At 64.3% G+C, this 18,929-nt stretch carries 18 protein-coding genes; 9 read left to right on the top strand and 9 right to left on the bottom strand.

The annotated features are described in order from the left end of the window. Nucleotides 1–244 precede the first annotated feature (244 nt). Together BN69_RS03110 and BN69_RS03105 are read left to right on the top strand one after the other, a co-directional pair. Complete coding sequence (locus BN69_RS03110) at nucleotides 245–1,573, top strand: DEAD/DEAH box helicase (protein ID WP_014890092.1); 1,329 nt, start codon at nucleotides 245–247, stop codon at nucleotides 1,571–1,573. Nucleotides 1,574–1,609: 36 nt separating this feature from the next. Next, entirely contained in the window at nucleotides 1,610–3,076 is a 1,467-nt protein-coding gene (locus BN69_RS03105) for a glycerol-3-phosphate dehydrogenase (protein WP_014890091.1), read from the top strand. Between the two features lie 176 nt (nucleotides 3,077–3,252). Here the strand turns inward: BN69_RS03105 and BN69_RS03100 are convergent, their stop codons facing one another. Further along, on the bottom strand, nucleotides 3,253–4,992 hold the full coding sequence (locus tag BN69_RS03100) for an acyl-CoA dehydrogenase family protein (protein ID WP_014890090.1): 1,740 nt from the start codon (nucleotides 4,990–4,992) through the stop codon (nucleotides 3,253–3,255). A gap of 128 nt (nucleotides 4,993–5,120) precedes the next feature. On the opposite strand from BN69_RS03100, the gene BN69_RS18335 reads away from it, so the two are divergent. From BN69_RS18335 to BN69_RS03070, 6 genes are all read left to right on the top strand, one after another. Beyond that, on the top strand, nucleotides 5,121–5,675 hold the full coding sequence (locus tag BN69_RS18335; protein ID WP_014890089.1) for a hypothetical protein: 555 nt from the start codon (nucleotides 5,121–5,123) through the stop codon (nucleotides 5,673–5,675). 37 nt (nucleotides 5,676–5,712) lie between these two features. Next, on the top strand, nucleotides 5,713–5,937 hold the full coding sequence (locus BN69_RS03090; RefSeq protein WP_041927117.1) for an FmdB family zinc ribbon protein: 225 nt from the start codon (nucleotides 5,713–5,715) through the stop codon (nucleotides 5,935–5,937). Then, nucleotides 5,934–6,809 carry an alpha/beta fold hydrolase gene (locus BN69_RS03085; protein WP_014890087.1) on the top strand — a complete coding sequence of 292 codons (876 nt, stop codon included), beginning with the start codon at nucleotides 5,934–5,936 and terminating at the stop codon, nucleotides 6,807–6,809. The genes BN69_RS03090 and BN69_RS03085 overlap by 4 nt, the downstream gene beginning before the upstream one ends. Before the next feature lie 180 nt (nucleotides 6,810–6,989). Beyond that, nucleotides 6,990–7,517: a translation initiation factor IF-3 gene (gene infC, locus BN69_RS03080; protein WP_014890086.1), complete on the top strand. Its 528-nt coding sequence runs from the start codon at nucleotides 6,990–6,992 to the stop codon at nucleotides 7,515–7,517. 242 nt (nucleotides 7,518–7,759) lie between these two features. After that, a complete protein-coding gene (locus tag BN69_RS03075) occupies nucleotides 7,760–8,485 on the top strand; it encodes a hypothetical protein (protein ID WP_244435024.1) in 726 nt (241 codons plus the stop codon). A 30-nt stretch (nucleotides 8,486–8,515) separates the two neighbouring features. Further along, nucleotides 8,516–8,716, top strand: a complete 201-nt coding sequence (locus tag BN69_RS03070; protein ID WP_014890084.1) for a hypothetical protein — start codon at nucleotides 8,516–8,518, stop codon at nucleotides 8,714–8,716. Between the two features lie 28 nt (nucleotides 8,717–8,744). On the opposite strand, the gene BN69_RS03065 is transcribed toward BN69_RS03070, so the two are convergent. From BN69_RS03065 to BN69_RS03035, 7 genes are all read right to left on the bottom strand, one after another. Beyond that, nucleotides 8,745–9,593, bottom strand: coding sequence for an ABC transporter permease (locus BN69_RS03065; protein ID WP_014890083.1), 849 nt, complete (start codon nucleotides 9,591–9,593; stop codon nucleotides 8,745–8,747). A gap of 150 nt (nucleotides 9,594–9,743) precedes the next feature. Continuing rightward, nucleotides 9,744–10,490: an ATP-binding cassette domain-containing protein gene (locus BN69_RS03060; RefSeq protein WP_014890082.1), complete on the bottom strand. Its 747-nt coding sequence runs from the start codon at nucleotides 10,488–10,490 to the stop codon at nucleotides 9,744–9,746. 145 nt (nucleotides 10,491–10,635) lie between these two features. Next, a complete protein-coding gene (locus BN69_RS03055) occupies nucleotides 10,636–11,589 on the bottom strand; it encodes a YVTN family beta-propeller repeat protein (RefSeq protein ID WP_014890081.1) in 954 nt (317 codons plus the stop codon). Between the two features lie 131 nt (nucleotides 11,590–11,720). Beyond that, complete coding sequence (locus BN69_RS03050) at nucleotides 11,721–12,899, bottom strand: ABC transporter substrate-binding protein (protein ID WP_014890080.1); 1,179 nt, start codon at nucleotides 12,897–12,899, stop codon at nucleotides 11,721–11,723. 65 nt (nucleotides 12,900–12,964) lie between these two features. Continuing rightward, the gene (locus BN69_RS03045) at nucleotides 12,965–13,366 is read right to left on the bottom strand and encodes an EF-hand domain-containing protein (protein ID WP_014890079.1); all 402 of its coding nucleotides are present in this window, start codon (nucleotides 13,364–13,366) and stop codon (nucleotides 12,965–12,967) included. A 91-nt stretch (nucleotides 13,367–13,457) separates the two neighbouring features. Further along, nucleotides 13,458–15,857: a TonB-dependent receptor gene (locus BN69_RS03040; RefSeq protein WP_014890078.1), complete on the bottom strand. Its 2,400-nt coding sequence runs from the start codon at nucleotides 15,855–15,857 to the stop codon at nucleotides 13,458–13,460. A gap of 302 nt (nucleotides 15,858–16,159) precedes the next feature. Beyond that, the gene (locus tag BN69_RS03035) at nucleotides 16,160–16,888 is read right to left on the bottom strand and encodes a DUF1614 domain-containing protein (protein WP_014890077.1); all 729 of its coding nucleotides are present in this window, start codon (nucleotides 16,886–16,888) and stop codon (nucleotides 16,160–16,162) included. A 326-nt stretch (nucleotides 16,889–17,214) separates the two neighbouring features. On the opposite strand from BN69_RS03035, the gene BN69_RS03030 reads away from it, so the two are divergent. Next, nucleotides 17,215–17,580, top strand: coding sequence for a SpoIIAA family protein (locus BN69_RS03030; protein ID WP_014890076.1), 366 nt, complete (start codon nucleotides 17,215–17,217; stop codon nucleotides 17,578–17,580). Here the strand turns inward: BN69_RS03030 and BN69_RS03025 are convergent. After that, entirely contained in the window at nucleotides 17,574–18,905 is a 1,332-nt protein-coding gene (locus BN69_RS03025) for an ATP-binding protein (protein ID WP_014890075.1), read from the bottom strand. The two genes, BN69_RS03030 and BN69_RS03025, sit on opposite strands and share 7 nt — an antisense overlap. Between the last annotated feature and the right edge of the window lie 24 nt (nucleotides 18,906–18,929).

Genomic DNA, 18,929 nt, shown 5'->3' with positions numbered 1-18,929 from the left:
CGACGCCGCCGTCTCGCGGAATTGTTGACCCTGAGGCGGCGCTCCTGTATGAAGACTGCGCTGCGCCGCAGCATGAGGCGCTCCAGCCGCGTAGGTCGACGTTTCCGTCGACGAGCTGTCGAGCGCCCCCTTTTCCCACGCCGAGGCCCGTTACGCGGGGCCGACTCTTTTTTGGTCCTGAGCTGGCGCTCTCCTCGCCGGTCCTCGTGGCTCGAATCGACAACTGAAAGCAACAACTGAAGTGATGACATTCTCCGATCTCGGCTTGAACGAGATCCTGCTCCGCGCGCTTGAGCGCGAAGGCTACACCACGCCGACGCCGGTTCAGGCGCAGTCCATTCCTGCGCTCCTGCAAGGTCGCGACCTTCTCGGCGTCGCCCAGACCGGCACCGGCAAGACGGCGGCTTTCGCTCTGCCGATCCTGCACCGGCTGCTCGCCGATAAAAGGCGCCCGGCGCCCAACACGGCGCGCGCGCTGATTCTCGCGCCGACGCGGGAACTCGCGGCGCAGATCGCCGATAGTTTCCGCTCGTACGGCCATTTCTTTCGTCCAAGCGTCGGCGTCATCGTCGGCGGCGTGTCGCATCGTCCGCAGAATGAAATGCTGGCGCGCGGCCTCGACGTTCTGGTGGCGACGCCCGGGCGTCTGCTCGACCATCTCGGCAGCGGCCGTTTAAGGCTCGCGACGACCGAAGTGCTCGTTCTCGACGAAGCCGACCATATGCTCGATCTTGGATTTATCGTTCCGATCCGCCAGATCGTCGCGAAACTGCCGAAGCAACGCCAGACGCTGCTGTTCTCGGCGACGATGCCGCGCGAGATCTCCGCGCTCGCCGACGATATGCTGCGCGATCCGGCGAAAGTCTCGGTGACGCCGGCGGCGACCACCGCCGAGCGCGTCGCGCAACATGTCTATCTGGTGTCGGGCGGCGCCAAGCGCGACCTGCTGGTGGAACTGCTGAACGACCGCGAGATTTCGCGCGCGATCGTGTTTACGCGCACCAAGCGCGGCGCCGATCGCGTCGCGCAGCATCTGGAGAGCGCCGGCGTCGGCGCCGACGCGATCCACGGCAACAAGAGCCAGAGCCAGCGGCTGCGCGCCCTCGACGGCTTCCGCAAGGGCCGCACGCGGGTGCTTGTCGCTACCGATATCGCCGCGCGCGGCATCGACGTCGACGGCGTGACGCATGTCGTCAATTTCGAATTGCCGGAAGTCGCCGAAGCCTATGTGCATCGCATCGGCCGCACGGCGCGGGCCGGCGCGACCGGCCAGGCGATTTCGCTCTGCGACAATGGCGAACGGCCGTTGCTGCGCGCCATTGAAAAGCTGACGCGTCAGACGCTTGAATTCACTGACCGGCGCGCCGAAGGCGCCCGCCAGGATGACGGCGACTCCGCGCGCCCGGCGCCCAAGAGGGCGAATTCGCCGGCGCCGCATCGAAACGGCGCGCAGCACCCACGGCGCGATGGACAGCGTCCCGCCGCGAAGCGACCGGGCGCCTCGTTCAATGGTCAGAAGCGCCCCGCAAATGGCGGCGCGCGTCACAAGCAGGCGAACCGTCCGCAGGGATAAGGCTATAGTCATGGCCGCTTCGAATCGAGGGCGGCCATGATCTACGATCTTCTCATTGTCGGCGGCGGGATCAACGGCTGCGCCATCGCCCGCGACGCCGCCGGCCGCGGCCTCGCCGTCAGGCTGGTCGAGCAGGGCGATCTCGCGCAGGGCACGTCGTCCGCCTCGACGAAGCTGATCCACGGCGGTCTGCGCTATCTCGAACTCTACGAATTTCGCCTCGTGCATGAAGCGCTCGCCGAACGCGAACTGCTGCTCGCCGCCGCGCCGCACATCATCTGGCCGCTGAAATTCGTTCTGCCCTATGAGAAGGGGCTGCGGCCCGTCTGGCTGCTGCGTCTCGGACTTTTCATTTACGACCACCTTGCGCGCCGCAAGCGCCTTGAAGGCTCACATATGGTGAGGCTTTCGCAGGATGCGCTCGGCGCGCCGCTGCGCGAGACTTACCGCGTCGGATTCACTTACGCCGACTGCTGGGTGGATGATTCCCGCTTCGTCGTATTGAACGCGCGTGACGCGGCGGAGCGCGGCGCGACGATCAGCGTCGGCGCCAAGCTCGTTCACGCAGCGCGACAGGGCGAGCGCTGGCGCGCGACGCTCGCGGGCGGAGAGACGATCGAGGCGCGCGCGCTCGTCAACGCCGCCGGGCCCTGGGTGTCGCAGGTGATCGAAGACGCGCTGCGCATTCCTTCGCGCAAGCATGTGCGTCTGGTGAAGGGCTCGCATCTCGTTTTGCGCAAGCTCTTTGACGGCGCGCAGGCCTATATTCTGCAAAATCCCGACGGCCGCATCATTTTCGCGATTCCATATGAGCGCGAGTTCACGCTCGTCGGCACGACCGACGTTTCCTATGACGGCCCGCCCGGCGCCGTGGCGATCAGCGAAGAGGAGACGGATTATCTGCTCAATTCCCTCAATCATTTCTTGCGCGTTCCAGCGACGCGCGAGGACATCGCGTCGAGCTACGCGGGCCTGCGCCCGCTCTACGACGATGGCTCGTTGAAGGCTTCGGTCGTGACGCGCGACTATGCCTTCGATCTCGATGCGCCGGAAGATTCGGCGCCGTCGCTGTCGATCTTCGGCGGCAAGATCACCACGGCGCGCCGACTCGCCGAACATGCGCTGAGCGAACTCTCGCGCTTTCTTCCCGCGCATGGCGACGCCTGGACGGCCGGCGCGAACTTTCCCGGCGGCGACATGCCGGAGGGTTTTGACAGATTTCTCGACGATCTTAAGCGCGACAAGCCCTTTCTCGGCGACGATCTGGCGCTGCGCCTCGCGCGCGCCTATGGAACGCGCGTTTTCGAGATTTTGAAGGATGCGCGGAGCATGGGCGATCTCGGCCGCGACTTCGGCTGCGGACTGACCGAGCCGGAGATCGCCTATCTGCGCGAGAAGGAATGGGCGCGGACCGCCGCCGACATTCTCTGGCGCCGCTCCAAGCTCGGGCTGCATATGAGCGACGCGCGGCAGCGGGCGCTGCGGGAGTTTATCGGCGCCTGACCCCCTCCCTGTCCCTCCCCCGCTTCGCGGGAGAGGGGACCCTAATGATCAACCGTTCGTAAGATCGTCCCGTGCATTTCGCGAAAGGCTGATGACGGGCGCCACCTGCTCCCTCTCCCGCGAAGCGGGGGAGGGTTGGGGAGGGGGCGCCGCTCGCGCTCACAGCGACGGCCGTTTCACTCCCCAAGCGCCGCATGCGATTCATTCACCGATGCGCCGCCGTCGATCACGCATTTCGCCAATCCCGGCGCTGCGATAGCGATATTTTCGGCGAAGAAGCGGGCGAGCGCGGCGTAGCGCGCCGCATTCGGATCGGCCTCGCGCTGAGCGACCTTCGCGCCTTTGACGAGCAGCGTCGCGCCGCGCGCCAAAGCGAAGAGACGCAAATAGGGCGTCGCGCCGGCGAGCGCGCCGGCGAGTTCGGCTTTGGTGAGAAACGCGCTCGCCTGCGCCAGCGTCTCGACAGACTCGCGCAGCGCTTCGCGCGAAACATCGGCTTCGCCCGCGATGGCGCGCATCTCGTCGATCTCGCGGGCGAGCGCCGCGCCGTCGCCGCCGCGAATCTTGCGCGTCACGAGATCGATCGCCTGAATGCCGTTCGTTCCTTCGTAGATCGCGCAGATGCGCGCGTCGCGCATGAGCTGCGCGACGCCGGTCTCCTCGATATAGCCCATGCCGCCGAAGACCTGCACCGCGAGCGACGTCGTCTCATTGGCGATATCGGTCGAAAACGCCTTGGCGACGGGCGTCAGGAGAGAAGCGCGTTCATGCGCCGCCGCCGCGCGCGCGGGATCGCTTTTGCGATGCGCGCAATCGATCGCGGCGGCCGTCTCGTAGCAGATCGCCCGAGCGGCGACCGTTGAACTCGCCATGGTCAGCAGCATGCGCGCGACGTCCGGATGCTCGATGATCGCGCTCGTCTCCTTGGCGCCCGGCGCGCGTCCCTGCTTGCGCTCGCGGGCGTAGTGAAGCGCCATTTGCGTCGCGCGTTCGGCGAGCGCGACGCCTTGCAGCCCGACGGAGAGGCGGGCGTTGTTCATCATCGTGAACATGCAGGCGAGGCCCTTGTTCTCCTCGCCGATAAGAAAAGCGATCGCGCCGTCCTCATCGCCATAGATCATGGTGCAGGTCGGCGAGCCGTGGATTCCGAGCTTGTGCTCGATGCCGGCGCAGCGCGCATCATTGCGGCGCGTGAAGGCGCCGGTCTCGTCGGGCAGGAATTTCGGCGCCAGAAACAGCGAAATGCCGCGCGTGCCGGCGGGCGCGTCGGGAAGACGCGCGAGCACGAGATGCACGATATTGGGCGCTAGATCATGCTCGCCATAGGTGATGAAAATCTTCTGGCCGAAGAGACGATAGGAGCCGTCGTCGGCGCGCTCGGCGCGGGTGCGCATTAGGCCGAGATCCGATCCTGCGCCGGGCTCGGTCAGATTCATCGTCGCCGTCCATTCGCCGCAGACGATTCTGCGCAGATAGGTCTCTTTCAGGGCGTCGCTGGCATGAGCCTCCATCGCTTCGATCGCGCCATGGCCGAGCAAAGGGCAGACGGCGAACGCCATATTGGCGGCGTTCCAGATCTCCGTGCAGCCGGCGTTGAGCAGGGCAGGGAGGTCCAGTCCGCCATAATCCTCGCCGGCCGCGATGGCGTTCCAGCCGCCTTCTTTCCATTGCGCATAGGCCTCTCGCCAGCCCGGAGGCGTCGCGACGGAGCCATTGGCGTAGGTCGCGCCCACGCGATCGCCGATCTGATCGAGCGGCAGCAGAACCTGTTCGGCGAATTTGGCCGCCTCGGCCAGCGTCTGTTCGGCGACGCCGTCAGCGAGATCGCGATAAACGCCGTCCGCTTCGATCGCGCCTTCGCCGGCCGCGAGGCGAAGCGCAAAAACAATGTCGTCGAGCGGCGCGCGATAGGTCATCCGATTTTCTCCAATCCGAATCGTTGCACGGAATCTAGCGCGGCGGCTTGGGCGCGTGGGCCGTCTCGTCCATGTGCGTCAAAACGCATCTTTGGCCTCATGGGTCGGGCATTTGCAGACGTATGGGGATGAAATGGCGCTTCAATTACGAGGAGCGGGCGGCGGCGGCGCGCGCGGCGCATCAGGAAATCGGCCGCACTTTCGCGCGACTCAGGAATCGCAATGACGAGCAAGATCCTGCGACGATCGCCTGGAAGACGGCGATCGCCCGCTTTCATGACGCATTGCGCCTCGCCTATCCGGCTGATTTCGGAGAGGATATCGAACGGCTGAAAGCAGGCGATCCGCGTGGACTCGAGGGCGTGATTCGCTTTCTTGAAGCTGATCCGATGTTTTTCGGCTCCGGCTACGCCAAGGCCGATCTCATTCGTTTCATCAACCGCATGCCGCTGACCGAGCATCAGGCGGCGCGCCTGCGCGCGGTTGCGCTCGCGATCGTCGAGCGGCGCGCGTCGCAGGAATTTCGGCGCTATTGCCGACTGGCCGCAAAGGTCAACCACCCAGCTTTGCGAGAGGCGCTGCGGATTCGGGCGGCGTGCGGCGATCCCGCCGTTGCGCGGCGGGCGCGCTGGATGCTCGCCTATGTCGAATCGCCGCCTTGCGCGAGGCGCGCCGGCCGGTAAAATGGGCGGACCTCAATTCGGCGGATCCGAGGGAATCATGCCGCTTTTCGCCTATCGCTGCAGTGACTGTGCGCATCAGTTCGAGACTCTGTCGCGTTTCGACGAGATTCCCGAGTGCCCCGCGTGCGGCGGCGCCCATGTCGAGCGCCAATTGTCTTTGATCGCCCGACCCGCCGCGGGCGGCGAGTCCGTGGAGAGCTGCGCCGCGATGGCGGGCGGGTCGCCCTGTCCGAGTTGCCCGGCGTTAGCAGGCCAGATGTGACGTCGGCGGCGACGCTTCTGGGGGCGCGTCGCATCGTCGTTCCAGCCAATGGAATAGAATTCGAGGTTTTTGAAGCCGGCGCGGGCGATCGGCTCGCGCTGCTCCTGCACGGCTTTCCCCAGCACGCGGTCATGTGGCGCCACCTCGTCGGACCGCTCGCCGCCGCCGGATATCGGGTGTGGGCGGTCAATCAGCGCGGCTATGGCGCCACGACGCGCCCCGCGGAGAAAGACGCCTATTCGCTCGCGGCGCTGACAGCCGACGTCGCCGGATTGATCGACGCCGCGACTCCCGCCTCGGTCTCGCTTATCGGCCACGATTGGGGCGGTTTCGTCGCCTGGGTCGTCGCCATTCGCAAGCTGCGGCCGATCGACGCTCTCGTCGTTCTGAACATTCCGCACCCCTTGTGCTTCCGGCGCGCGCTCGAGCAGGAATGGAGACAGAAGCTGAAATCCGCCTATACGGCCTTCTTTCAGCTGCCCTGGCTGCCTGAGCGACTTCTGTCGGCGCGGCGCGGCGCCGGCGCCGCGTGGCTGATGCTCCGCGCCGCAGGCCGGGACGGCGTCTTCTCAAGAGCGGCGATGGACATCTACCGCGCCAATGTCGCGGCGCCGGGCGCCGCCAGCGCAATGCTCGATTGGTATCGCGCCGCGGGTCGCGACATACTGGCGGCGGAAGACCTCGACGCGCCAATAGATGCGCCGACGCTGGTCGTCTGGGGGCGGGAGGACGTGGCGCTCGGCGAATCCTGTCTTGACGGCACGGAACGCTATGTCCGAGATCTGCGGATCGAGCGGCTGCCAGGCGTGTCGCACTGGACGCCCGAAGACGCGCCGGAAAAAGTTAACGAGCTGATTTTGGGATTCGTTTAAAATATTCGACGTTCCCGTCGCAAAAAGCGGCGTGTCGGGGCCAGTAACGGTTGACTTGGCGCGCTGGCGTGGGAATCTGTTCAATGGTCCCGGACCCCGCGTCCGGCGGTCGCTGTTTTGCGCCTTTGGCTCAGCGGCCGGCTTTTGGCCAAGAGAAGGAGATGATCCATTCGCCGTCCAATGAAGAGCATCGCAGCCCCCCAGAAGGAAGGGCCGCGCATCAATCGGGAAATTCGCGCGCGAGAAGTGCAGCTAATCGATTCCGAGGGGAAAAATCACGGCGTCGTCCAATTGCCGGACGCGCTGGGCATCGCCGAAGCGGCGGGACTCGATCTCGTCGAGATAGCGCCCAACTCCACGCCCCCCGTCTGCAAAATTCTTGATTACGGGCGTTTTCGCTTCGCCGAGCAAAAGAAGGCCGCCGAGGCCCGGAAAAAACAGAAAGTCGTCGAGGTTAAGGAAATAAAACTGCGGCCCGGCATCGACGACCACGATTACGGCGTGAAAATGAAGGCGGTGCGCCGCTTCTTCGAAGAAGGCGACAAGGTTAAGGTCACCCTTCGCTTTCGCGGCCGCGAAATCGCGCATCAGGACATTGGCTATCGGCTTCTATCCCGCGTGAAGGCTGAGACCGCCACGCTGGCCAAGGTCGAACTCGAACCGTCCATGGAAGGACGGCAGATGGTGATGGTGCTGGCGCCTCGATAGCGCGCGTCTCGCCGCAAGGGCAGGGGCCGCGCTGCGGCCGAGGGGTGGCGATCGCTATGTTTGGATCTGGGTTTGGCACTCTGACCGCGCGCCGCGCTTGCGCACTCGCCGCAGCGGCGCTGATTGCTGCGGGCGTCCCGCCAGCCAAAGCACAGCTTGTGCTTCCTGGGGCGGTCGCCCCGACTCCGGAAGGGACGGTCGCCAGTCCCGGACAAGCAAAGAAAAGGTCCATTGGCGGCGAGATGGGCGCGGCCGCGGGGCCGGCCATCATGCCCAAGGCCCCCGCCGAAGACGCGCTTGTCGGAAAGATTCTCAAACGCGACGGCGAGGGAAGCGCCATAGAATTCTCCCGAGCCGGCGCTGACCTGCAGGTCGCCAAGCTCACGCTCGTCGGCGACGATTTGCGGCGCTCCGGCGAAGCCTGCCGAGTCGAAGTGGCCGGAACGCCGTTGAAGCTTTCGGCCCGCCAGAGCGACACCGGATTGCGTCGCTATCAGATCGCATTTCCAGCCTGCGCCTTCACCTTCGACGTTCTCGACGGCGCGATACTCGTCACCAACGAGGGCAAGGCGTGTGAACTGAAGGACGCCGGTTGCCGCGCCGATCCCGAGGGACTCTGGGGGATGAGCGCGGATGAAATCGACCCCAAGAAGGGCGAAGAGATGCTCGGCGTCCGCGCGCGCGTCGAGAAGACGGTGCGAAGCACGTTCCGCGCGCTTTACGATCAGTACAAGAAGGAAAAAGCCATCCGCAACTTCATCGTGAAGGAGCAGGCGGGCTTCTCCTCCTGGCGCGAGGAAGTGTGCCGGTCCTATGCGCGCGAGCCGGATTTCGGCTATTGCGCCTTGAGACTGACGGAAGCCCGCGCCATCGCGCTTGGCGCGCAGCTCGCCACGGGCGTCAAACTGCCGCCGGGGGTCGCCGAAGAGGTCGCGGCGGAGAACACGAAGAAGGACGAGAAGAAATAGCCGCGGCGTGGTTTCGCCGGAGGGGGCGCAATGTTGAAATCAACGGCGATGACGACAATCGTTCTGGCGATGCTCCTCTCGCCGCCTGCCGCTATTGCGAGCCCCTGGACCGAGGGACAGGCCGAGTGGTTCAGGCATGGCGCGCGGCACGGGCGCTGGGACTGCTACGGCAAATGTCCTGAAGGTCGCGCGCATCGCGACACGCAACGCCACCATTATCGTCAGCGCTGACCCCGACGACGCCAGCGTAAGCCATCGTTCAGCCGCCCCTGCGCATCAACATGCCGCGCCCTGGATCATATGCGACGATGGCCGCGACCAGGAACGCGCTCGTGTAGGCGAAGACGATCGCGAGCGAGGTCCACGCGACTTTTTCATAGAAGGCGAAGCGGATCAGTTCGACCGCATGGGTGAACGGATTGACCTCGCAAATGTAATAGAGCCAGGGGCTCGACTCCTTGACGCGCCACAGCGGGTAGAGCGCGGAGGAGGCGAAGAACATCGGAAAAATCACGAAATTCATCACCCCGGCGAAGTTTTCGAGCTGTTTGATCAGCGATGACAGCAGCATGCCGAGCGCGCCAAGCATCAGGCCGCTGAGCGCGAGCGCCGGCAGCAGGGCAAGATAGCCCCATTTCGTCGGCGGCTCGATCTCCCAGAAATAGGCGATGAGCAGGAAGGCGTAGACCTGCAGTATCGAGACGGCGACGCCCGCCAGAAGTTTGGAGCTGAGCAGAAACCAGCGCGGAAAGGGCGAGACGAGCAGCGTGCGCATATTGCCCATTTCGCGGTCATAGACCATCGAGAGCGAGGATTGCATGCCGTTAAAGAGCTGGATCATCGCCATCAGCCCGGGCGCGATATAGACCTCGTAGAGAACGTAAGTTTCGTAGGGCGGGATGATCGAAACGCCGAGCACCTGCCGGAAGCCCGCCGCGAAAATAAAGAGCCAGACGAGCGGGCGCACCAGCGCCGAGACGAAGCGTTCGCGCTGATGCAGAAAGCGTAGGCCCTCGCGCCAGACGACTCCCGCGAGACAGATGAGATATTGGCGAAGGGTGAAGCCTTTTTTGTCGCCTGCGGTAAGGGGGGCAGCGGCGTCAGTCATCGGCTCCCGCTCTTATGAAGGCGCGGCCGTCATTCCCAACGCGCGCATCGCGCGCGATCGGGAATCCAGCCTTTGGTCGCCGTATTGCTGGATTCCCGATCAGGCCTTCGGCCTGTCGGAAACGACATGTCGGGAGCTGAACGAGCGCGCTCATGCCGAAAGCTTCTCCTGACCGATCCCGGCGATGCGCGCGAAAGCGTCGCCAATATTTTTCGCGCCTTGCGCCGCGACGATCTCCCGCGCCCGGTCGGTTGCGAGCACCTTGCCCTGATGCAGAATGACCACCTGATCGTCGTCGGCGATCTCGTCGACGAGATGCGTGGTCCACAAAACGCCGAGATGTTGATCGCGCACTAGATCGCGAACAAGCGCGAGGAGATCGGCGCGCGCCTTGATGTCGAGTCCGACCGTCGGCTCGTCGAGCAGCAGCAGCCGCGGATCATGCAGCAGCGCGCGGGCGATTTCGACGCGGCGCATCTGTCCGCCCGACAGGGCGCGGGCCTTGTCCCGGGCGCGGTCGGCGAGACCCGCGCGCGCCAGCGCCGCCTGTCCGAGGCGGCGCGCGTCGATCGGGCCAATGCCGTGCAGCGCTGCGTGGTAGAGGAGATTTTGCATGACGCTGAGTTCGAGATCGAGCGTGCGCGCCTGAAAGACGACGCCGAGCTGGCGCAGCGCGGCGCCTGGCTCGCGCATGACGTCATGGCCGAAGATGTCGATCTCGCCGTGGCGCGCCGCATAGAGCCGCGTGATCAGCGAAAACAGCGTGCTCTTGCCGGCGCCGTTCAATCCAAGCAGCACCGTGAAATTGCCGGCCGGCACGGAAAAGCTGACGTCGTCGAGCGCCTTGCGCGCGCCATAGGCGTGGCTGACATTTCTGATCGCGAGCGCGGGGGTCATTGGGGCGCTCCGACAGGATTGTCATTCCCGGCGTTCGCGAAGCGAATGACCGGGAATCCAGAGCTGCGGCCAACAGCGCCGATCGCGGCTCTGGATTCCCGATCGCGCTTCGCGCGTCGGGAATGACAAACGGAAAGACTCATGGTCATTGCGGCGCCACGACGACGCCCCAGGGGAAGGCGCCGACCGGGATCGACTTCACCACTTTGAGCGATGCGACGTCGATCACCGACACATCATTCGAAACGCCATTGGCGGTGAGCAGATATTTTTCGTCCGGCGTGAAAGCGAGGTGCCAGACGCGCTGGCCGACCAGCAGATATTTTTCGATTTTCTTCGTCTCGGCGTCGATCACCGCGACGCGATTGGCTGGCCCCAGCGCGACGAAGGCGCGCTTTCCGTCGCGCGTGAATGAAATGCCGATCGGCTGGATCGCCTCTTTCGACATCGCCGGAATGTCGAAGCTGATCTTCTGCTTCAACGCACGTTTCGCGGGATCGATGATCGCGACGGTGCCCCCGACTTCCGACGACACCCACAGCTCCGACCCGTCCCGCTTGAACTCGGCGAAACGTGGGCGGCTGTCGACCAGAATATTCGCGACGATCTCTTTCGACTGGGTGTCGATGAGATGCGCCATATTGGTCGTTTCCGAGGTGTTGACGAGCAGCTTGCCGTCGGGACTGATGGCCATGCCCTCGGGTTCGACGCCGACGGGAATGTCGCCGATCATCTCCTTCTTTTTCACGTCGATCAGCGTGACGAGATTGTCGTTTTCGTTCGAGACATAAATCACGTCGCCGTCGGGACTGAGCGTCAGGAGCTCGGGATCCGGGCCCGAGGGCAGCTTTCCGGTGACCTTGAGCGTCTTCGTGTCGAGCACTTGAATGGCGTCATCGTCGCCGGCGCAGATATAGAGTTCGGAGCCGTCCTTGTTGAGCGCAATGCCGCGCGGGCGGCGGCCCACCTTCACGGTCGCTGTCGCTTCCAGCTTCTCCGTATCGAGGATGGTGATGGAATTGCCCTTCTCGTTGCTGACGTATGCCTGGTAGGCGTGGGCGGGCGCGATCAAAGTTGCGAGCAGCGCCGCGACCCACAACCCCCTCCCTGTCCCTCCCCCGCTTCGCGGGAGAGGGGACGCCAACGATCGGCGTTTCGCGAAAAGGAGCGAGAGGCCGAATCTGCTCCCTCTCCCGCGGCAGCGGGGGAGGGGTGGGGAGGGGGCGTTCTTCATTTCAATTTGCATTTCGACTCCGGCTGATCGACTCCAAGCGTGTCGAGTTCGCTCGTTTGATGGAGAAAGCCTTCCTGCGGCGAAACCGAGACGATCATCCGCCCGTCGGAGAGCAGTATCGGCTGGCGCAGTTGCTGGTTCCAGGGCCGCAGCGTCAGCCGAACGCCTTTGAATGCGGCGATCGAGAAATCCGCGCCGAGCAGATGGAGGCGGAGCTTCTCGGGGTCGTTCGAACCGGTGCGCGTCGCCGCTTCGCCGATCATCCGCATGGCGGTCCAGGCCGAATTGTCGCGCGCATTCATCAGGCGCCTGAACGTCTGAGTGAAGCGGTTCTGCAATTGTCGCGCGCCCCATTGCTCATGGGAGGGGTCCCAGCTTGTCGGCGTCAGGCCGCCTGAGCCTGCCACCGGACGCGGGTCCCAGGTGCGATAGGGCAGATAGCCGCCAAAGACCTCGCTCTCATCAGCGGCGATGAGCGCGTCATAGGCGGGCGCGTTCTGCGTCAGGACCGGGATCTGCCTTTGGGTCTGCACGGAGCCGGAGTCGCTTCGGCGTCCGCCGCCGGCGTCTTCATAGACGCGTTCCTCGACGACCTTCGCGCCGAATTTTTTGGCGCTGTTGCGGAAGGCTTGCGCCAAAAGTTCGTCTTCGGGATGCGAGCCCTTGATGAGGAGCCAACGGCGCCATTGCTTCCAGATGAGATATTGCGCGAGACCGTCAGCGAGCATCGAACGCGTCGGCGCGACATGGATGACATTGGCGCGGCAGTCGCCTTCGCGAAGCCTGTCGTCGGTCGCGGAGACGTTAAAAAGCAGCGCGCCTTTCGGCTTCGCGCGCTCGGAAGCGGCGAGCAGACGTTCGGGCGAAAGATCGGCGATGATCAACAGCGCGCCCTTGTCCAGGAGCGCGTCGAGGGCCGCCGCGACGTCATCGCCATCCTCGAGCTTCGCGTCGACCGCCTCGAACGTCTGATTGGTGAATTTGCCTGTGGTGTTGTTGTCGGCGGCGCCCATCAGCGCCCCAGCGAGCGTATCGTCGGCGGCCGGAATATCGAGAATGGAGAGGGTTTCTCGGGCGTGGGTTTCGCGCAAGACGCCGACTTTGACGTTAACCGTTTCGGCCGCGACCGGCGCGGCGAAAAGCGCGAAACAGAAGGCGGCGACCAAGCTTTTCATGCTGCCTAGATGGCCGCTTTGGCGCGCAGGATCAAGTTCTTCAGAGCCCGCGCGCCTTCCTCGATTCACCGTGTCACGCGCAGCAGCGCCTTGCCCTTCTTGGAGGCGAGCTCCTTGGCGTCGAGCGTTCCGTCATTGTCGGGATCCGCATCCTTGAACATGGCGGAGACCATCGTCATAAATTCGTCCTTTGAAAGCGTGCCGTCATTGTCGGGATCGGCGGTTTTGAAATCTTTCTTGGAGACGCGTCCCTTCATCTCTTTGAGGTCGACCGTTCCGTCCGCGTCCTTCTCGAGACTCGCAAAGAGATCGCTCGCAGACTTGTTGATTTCCTTGAGATCGACGGTTCCGTCGTCGTCAGTGTCAAGCGCGGCGACGGGGCCGGTCGCCTTGGCGAGCGCGGACGTCGCCGGCAGCGCCGTGACGCCAGCAAGCGCGAGGGCGCCGAATAGCAATGCTTTCTTCATGTGCGACTCCTTTGAGTAAGGCCATCGCACGCAATATAGCGCGGGCGCCGACGAGCCGGCTAGCGGCCCGCGCCGATCCCGCCCTCTGGCGTCAGTAGGTGATCTTCACGCCTCCATAGACGCCGAGCGGCGGCCCGATCGAGACCATTCGCGGATTGTTGAAGGCGAGGAAGGAGATGTCGTTCGTGTCGAAAAACGTGCCGAAACTGCGCGCGCGGGTGTTGGTGGCGTTTTCGAGCAGGCCGTAGACCTGGATGTTCGGGCCCAGCTGATAGGATGTGCGAAAATTGAGGATCGCATAGGAGGGCAGCGTGCCGGCGATGTTGATTTCGTCGCCCCGGATCCATGGGCCGGAGGAGTAGACGACGTCCGCCCCGATCTTCCACAGCGGGTTAACGGCGAAATCGATACCGCTCTTGAAGCGGTGGCGCGGCACCGAAGTGAGATTGGCGCCGGGCGTCACCAGGATGGACCCGCCGGTCCCAAAAATCCCGGTCACCGGATTGTCGGGCGCGCCGAGCACGATGGTCGAGCGGAAGGTGGCGTCCGTCAGCGTGTAATTGAGATAGGCGTTCACCCTTTCGGTCGTGTAGCGGAAGGAGGATTCGAAGCCTTGGCGCAGCGTCGTGCCGGCATTGGTGAAATAGCCGCGGCCGTTGATCGCGCTCGGCACGCTCAGAATGTCGTTGAAGCTGTAGGTGCGGTAGACGCCAAGGCTCCAGTTGAGATTGCCGGGAAGCGCGTCGGCATAGGCGGGCAGGAGCGTGGGCATGACGAGATCGCCCCGAAAGCCAGCTTCGATCGTTTGCGCCTCCACCTGCTTCAGCGGCGGGTCGGCGACGAGGAAGTTGTCGATCAGACAGGGCCGGTTAGGGTCGGCGCAGCCGAGTTCGAGGGGCGTCGGCGCGCGGTTGGCCTCGGAGTAGCTGGCGTAGGCGGAGACGTTCGGCAGTATTTTGTAGGTCAGGCCCGCCACCGGATTGATGCGGGTGAAAACGCCGTTGCCGTTCAGCGTCGTGCCTCTCATGTCGTAGAGCGAGATGCCGGCGCGGTTGAAGCGCGCGCCCGCCGTGACCTTCAAATCATCGGTCAGATCGAGCGAGTCGAGCGCGTAGACGCCGAGATAGTCATTCGCCGCGCGCACGGAAACGCTGGAGATGCCGGTCGCCTGCTCCTCGACGATGTAGCCGAAGCCTCCGACGACGAGATTGGGCTGAATAATGCCCAGCTCCTCATTGGCCGAGAAGGCGGTCCAACCATGATCGTAGCTGACGCCGAAGGTGATCTTGTTATGGAAGCCGAAATAGAGATCGTCGTTCGTGACCTGCACCGTGCCGCCGACGGTGCGCGAACGCGTCCAGGTTCTATCGACCGCCCCCAGAGGGACCTGCCCGTTGAAGAAATTGGGGATGTTCGTGTCGCCGGCGTCGGTTTCGCAGAATTCCTCGCCCTCTTCGCATTCGAATTCGGTCGTATTGCCGTCGACCCTCGCCTGATCGAAGGCGCGGTAATGCATATCGCCAAAGAGCTTCCAGGTCGGCGTCGCCTGGAACACGCCGTTGATGTCGAACATCGAGAGCGTGTTCTTGATCGTCTGTGGCGTGGTGAACACCGCGCTTTCGTCGAGATTGGTCAGATCGACCGGCGCCGGCCCAGACACGCCGAACTTGTTATTGGCGAGCGTCACATTGGCGTGGATCTCGCCGCTTTCGCCGCGATAGCCGACGTCGCCATAGAAGCGCTTGATATGCGCGCCGGAAAACTGGCGATAGCCGTCGTCGCCTAAAGCCTCCATCGCCATGTAGGTCGCGAAGGGCCCGGAAATCAGTCCGTGCTGCATCGTTCCCTGGCGACGGCCGCGGCTGCCAAAGCGGCCGTCGAGCTCAAAGCCCTGCCAAGTGAAACCTGTCTTCATGTCGAGAGTCACCGCGCCGCCGATGGCGTTCAGGCCGAACAGCGGGTTGCCGGTGACGAGCGTGAAGCGATCGATCGCCACGCTCGGAATCATGTCCCAGTAGACGTTGTCGCCCCAGGCTTCGTTGACGCGAATGCCGTTCTGATAAACAGCGAGGCCTTGCGGCGTTCCGGCGATGGGCGACGCGACAAAGCCGCGGAAATCGACTTCCGGCAGGAAGGGGCCGCCCGCTACGTCATTGACGGTGACGCCGGGCGCCTGACGAAGAAGATTGTCCGTGAGATTAAACGCGCGCGTGTTCTGCAGCTCATTGCCGGTGATCGTGTAGGTCGCCGCTGGAACAGCGTAACGCACGATGGGCGACGCCGGCGCAGCGGGCGTCGCCGGCGCTGACGTGACCGACGCCCGACCCGCCGGCGCGCGCTGGGTTGAGGGCGTCGTCTGAACAGGCGGTCGCGCGGTCGAACGCAGAGGCGCGCCACCCACCTCGATCGTCGGCAGCGCCTGCTGCGCGCGAGCCGTTGTGGCGATGGAGGCGCAAAGCGCGAGCAGCGAGACCTGTTTGACGTAGCGCATGAGAGACCTGGAATTCGAACCGTGTTTGAATGAGTTATATCGAGGCGGCGCGCACCCGGTAGTGGCCAGAGGCGACAAACCGGCAATATTTCACGTCTGTTGTACGACAGCTACACTTCTGAAAAATAACGCAAAAATGCGGATGCGATCCCGCATGAGTCGGGAAAATATCCCGACTCATGCGACGCAGGCGAACGGCCGTGCGCTCCAGCGTCAACAGCCGAATACCGGCGGGCGACGCTGCCGCCGTGCGCGTCGAACGCGCGGGCGCGCACGCTGCCGTCGGCGCGGCGCAGATCGGATTAAGTCGTCGCCGAAACGCCAGTGGTTTTCCGCCGCAAGGGCAGGCTCGCGATCAGAACAGCAAGAATTCCGGTGATGAAAATGCCGTCGAACGTTCCTGCGCCGCCAAACGAGACGATCGGCGTCCCGATGCCCTCTATCTTGTCAAGATTGAGCAAGTCGGCGCCGATGAGCGTGCCGAGACTGCCGCTGACATAGGCGACCGGCGCAGCGAAATCGCGCGACAGCAGAATCGCGAGAGCCGCCGACAACAGCGGCGGCGCCAGGATCGGCACGCTAATGCCGGCGCCGGGCACAATCCGCGCAAAGTAATGGACGACCACAGCAACGATCGCCGTCGCCAAGGCCGCCACGATCCAGATGCGATTGCGGGCGAGCAAATAGATCGAAAGCAACAGCGGAATAACGGCGCCGCCGACATTGACCGCCAGTATCATTCCCGGCCAATCGACGACCACCGGGACGACATAGCGCCTCCCGAAAAAGTCGATCATCTCCTGAGGAACGACGCGTTCGTCGGCGAAGTGCGCAATCGGAATGTTCACATAACTTCCCAGAAGCGACGCGAGCAAGAGGAGCGTCGCATATTTCGAACTCAGGCCGATGCGGCCGAAAGCATAGCGAAGCACCCCGAACTGGATCAGCAGGAACAGCGCAATGAGCGCGCCGAGGAAGACCGCGTAGAGGATCGGCGGCAGCGGGAGATAGTCGACATGTTGTGAGTTCACGCGCCACCCCGTGCATTGCGGTGCGTCGACCGTTAAGCCGCATATAGGGGCGAAGCGATGCGAGTCGAGTTGGGTTGTTGAGTCTCAGCTGGGCGAAGGGGACGAGCCGAAGCGGAACGGAGCGCGCGCTTCGCTTGACCCTCACGGGACTTGGCGACGCCTGCCGGAGCGGATGATCGCCCGATCTAAATTTTGGCGGTCGTCTTCAAATCCCTGGCGGACGGCGCAATTACGCGATGTCGGGCGTTCGAGCGTCGATATGGCGTCCAAAATGGAATCCTGCGCATCCCCGCATCCTGCGCGGCGAAGTTTTGAGGAGAATGCTGGTGATCGAGCAGCTCTCGAACTTTCCCGAGAACGTCGTTGCGATCGTCTGCAAGGGACGCGTGACGAAAGCGGATTATGACGCGGTTCTGGCGCCGGCGGTTCGAGATGCGCTCGAGAAACATGACAAAATCAGGATCTATTACGAAATCGCGCCTGATTTTTCGGGATTTGATCCGGGCGCGATGTGGGAGGACTTTAGGGTTGGAATGGAGCATCTCACGCGCTGGGAACGGGTCGCGCTTGTCACGGACGCTGAGTGGATCAAGCACACGATGCAGTTTTTCAGCTTCATGATGCCCGGCGAAATGAAGGCCTTTTCGACCGCGCAGGCCGATCAGGCGCGCGACTGGATTATCGCTCAGTGACGCGCCGCTCCGCCTTCGCGCATCGGCAGCGACGCTGTTAGCCGCGCGCCGCCCTTTGCGTCGTTCGCAAGCGTGAGCGCGCCGCCGAGCGCGCCGACTCGTTCGCTCATGCCGCGCAAGCCGAGACCGCCCGAGGACGCGGAAGAAGTCGCTTGGAGACCGGCCCCATTGTCCCGCACGACGATATGCAATGCGTCCTTTGACCGCTTGACGGCGACCTCGACTCGATCGGCGCCTGAATGTCGAAGCGCATTGGCGAGCGCTTCCTGCACGATGCGATAGGCGGTGAGCGCGGTCGCCTCTTCGATCTCCGCTGAGGCGCCGTCGAGCGAAAGCGCGATGGCGACCGTCGGGTTGGTTTCGCGCCAGCCTTGCGCCAGCGCCTCCAACGCGTCGGCGAGTCCCATCTCCTCGAGCGCGGCGGGACGCAGCCGGCCGAGAATGCGCCTGTTGACCTGTTGCAGCGCGGCGATCTGCGCGTCGATGCGGGCGCAGTCCGCGGCGAGCCGGTTCGGGTCAGCGCCCGACGCCGTCGCCCGTCGCGCCAACGCGCCGACGCCAGCGCGCACCGCGAACAGAAAGGGGCCGATTTCATCATGCAGATCGCGGGCGATGTCTTTTCGCTCTTCGTCCTGCACATGGATCATGCGCCGCACGAGCTTGCGATTTTCATCGTCGAGCCGTTGCAGCGTCGCGGCGAGCGCGTTGATTCGTTCGGCGATGATGACGAATTCCGGAGACCCGTCGGCGGGAACGCGCATCGAATGTTCGCCGCGCTCCAGACGCTTCAGTCCCTCCGCGAGCGTCGCGACCGGACGCAGCGTCCGCGACACGGCGAGCGAAACGAGCGCGAAGGCGGCGAGGGCGATTCCCGCGCCGCCGATCGCGAGCCAGACGATCTCCTGCCAGATTTCGGCGATCTCATCCGCGGGATTGGGAGCGATCATGATCGCGGCGCCGCGGCCGGTTTCGATTCGGGTCACGGCGTCGTTTGGCAGCACGAGCCGGGTGAACCACTGCGGCGAGCGGTCGACGTCCTCCCGAGCGGGCGTCTCCTCTCCGGCGAGCGCGACGCGAACATGGCGCAGCCGCCGCGCGTCGGCGAGAAGTCGCGCGATCTCCGCCTGCGGATCGGGCGCCGCGTCAAGCCGGGTCAGCGTCGCTTCTATGAGTTCGCGCGCAAGCCGCGTCGCGCCGTCGGCCTCGGCGCGAACGCGCGCGCCCGCATGCAATACGAGCAGGCCGACGCCGAGCGCCAACCCCAGCGCAAGCACGACGCCGAGCAGCAGCGACAGGCGAAGGCGCAGGGAGAGCCTTCGAAGCATGGGGCCAATTCTCTAGAGAAGCGT

The sequence above is a fragment of the Methylocystis sp. SC2 genome (genome assembly GCF_000304315.1).
Lineage (GTDB): Bacteria > Pseudomonadota > Alphaproteobacteria > Rhizobiales > Beijerinckiaceae > Methylocystis.
The sequence above is the reverse complement of the archived record's forward strand: the minus strand, read 5'-3'. Positions and strand labels throughout refer to the sequence as shown.

Bases quoted from the DNA above. Each gene is read 5' to 3' on its own strand.
- BN69_RS03110 (WP_014890092.1), top strand. From the start codon at position 245: ATGACATTCTCCGATCTCGGCTTGAACGAGATCCTGCTCCGCGCGCTT.
- BN69_RS03105 (WP_014890091.1), top strand. From the start codon at position 1,610: ATGATCTACGATCTTCTCATTGTCGGCGGCGGGATCAACGGCTGCGCC.
- BN69_RS03100 (WP_014890090.1), bottom strand. From the start codon at position 4,992: ATGACCTATCGCGCGCCGCTCGACGACATTGTTTTTGCGCTTCGCCTC.
- BN69_RS18335 (WP_014890089.1), top strand. From the start codon at position 5,121: ATGAAATGGCGCTTCAATTACGAGGAGCGGGCGGCGGCGGCGCGCGCG.
- BN69_RS03090 (WP_041927117.1), top strand. From the start codon at position 5,713: ATGCCGCTTTTCGCCTATCGCTGCAGTGACTGTGCGCATCAGTTCGAG.
- infC (WP_014890086.1), top strand. From the start codon at position 6,990: ATGAAGAGCATCGCAGCCCCCCAGAAGGAAGGGCCGCGCATCAATCGG.
- BN69_RS03075 (WP_244435024.1), top strand. From the start codon at position 7,760: ATGGGCGCGGCCGCGGGGCCGGCCATCATGCCCAAGGCCCCCGCCGAA.
- BN69_RS03070 (WP_014890084.1), top strand. From the start codon at position 8,516: ATGTTGAAATCAACGGCGATGACGACAATCGTTCTGGCGATGCTCCTC.
- BN69_RS03065 (WP_014890083.1), bottom strand. From the start codon at position 9,593: ATGACTGACGCCGCTGCCCCCCTTACCGCAGGCGACAAAAAAGGCTTC.
- BN69_RS03060 (WP_014890082.1), bottom strand. From the start codon at position 10,490: ATGACCCCCGCGCTCGCGATCAGAAATGTCAGCCACGCCTATGGCGCG.
- BN69_RS03050 (WP_014890080.1), bottom strand. From the start codon at position 12,899: ATGAAAAGCTTGGTCGCCGCCTTCTGTTTCGCGCTTTTCGCCGCGCCG.
- BN69_RS03045 (WP_014890079.1), bottom strand. From the start codon at position 13,366: ATGAAGAAAGCATTGCTATTCGGCGCCCTCGCGCTTGCTGGCGTCACG.
- BN69_RS03040 (WP_014890078.1), bottom strand. From the start codon at position 15,857: ATGCGCTACGTCAAACAGGTCTCGCTGCTCGCGCTTTGCGCCTCCATC.
- BN69_RS03025 (WP_014890075.1), bottom strand. From the start codon at position 18,905: ATGCTTCGAAGGCTCTCCCTGCGCCTTCGCCTGTCGCTGCTGCTCGGC.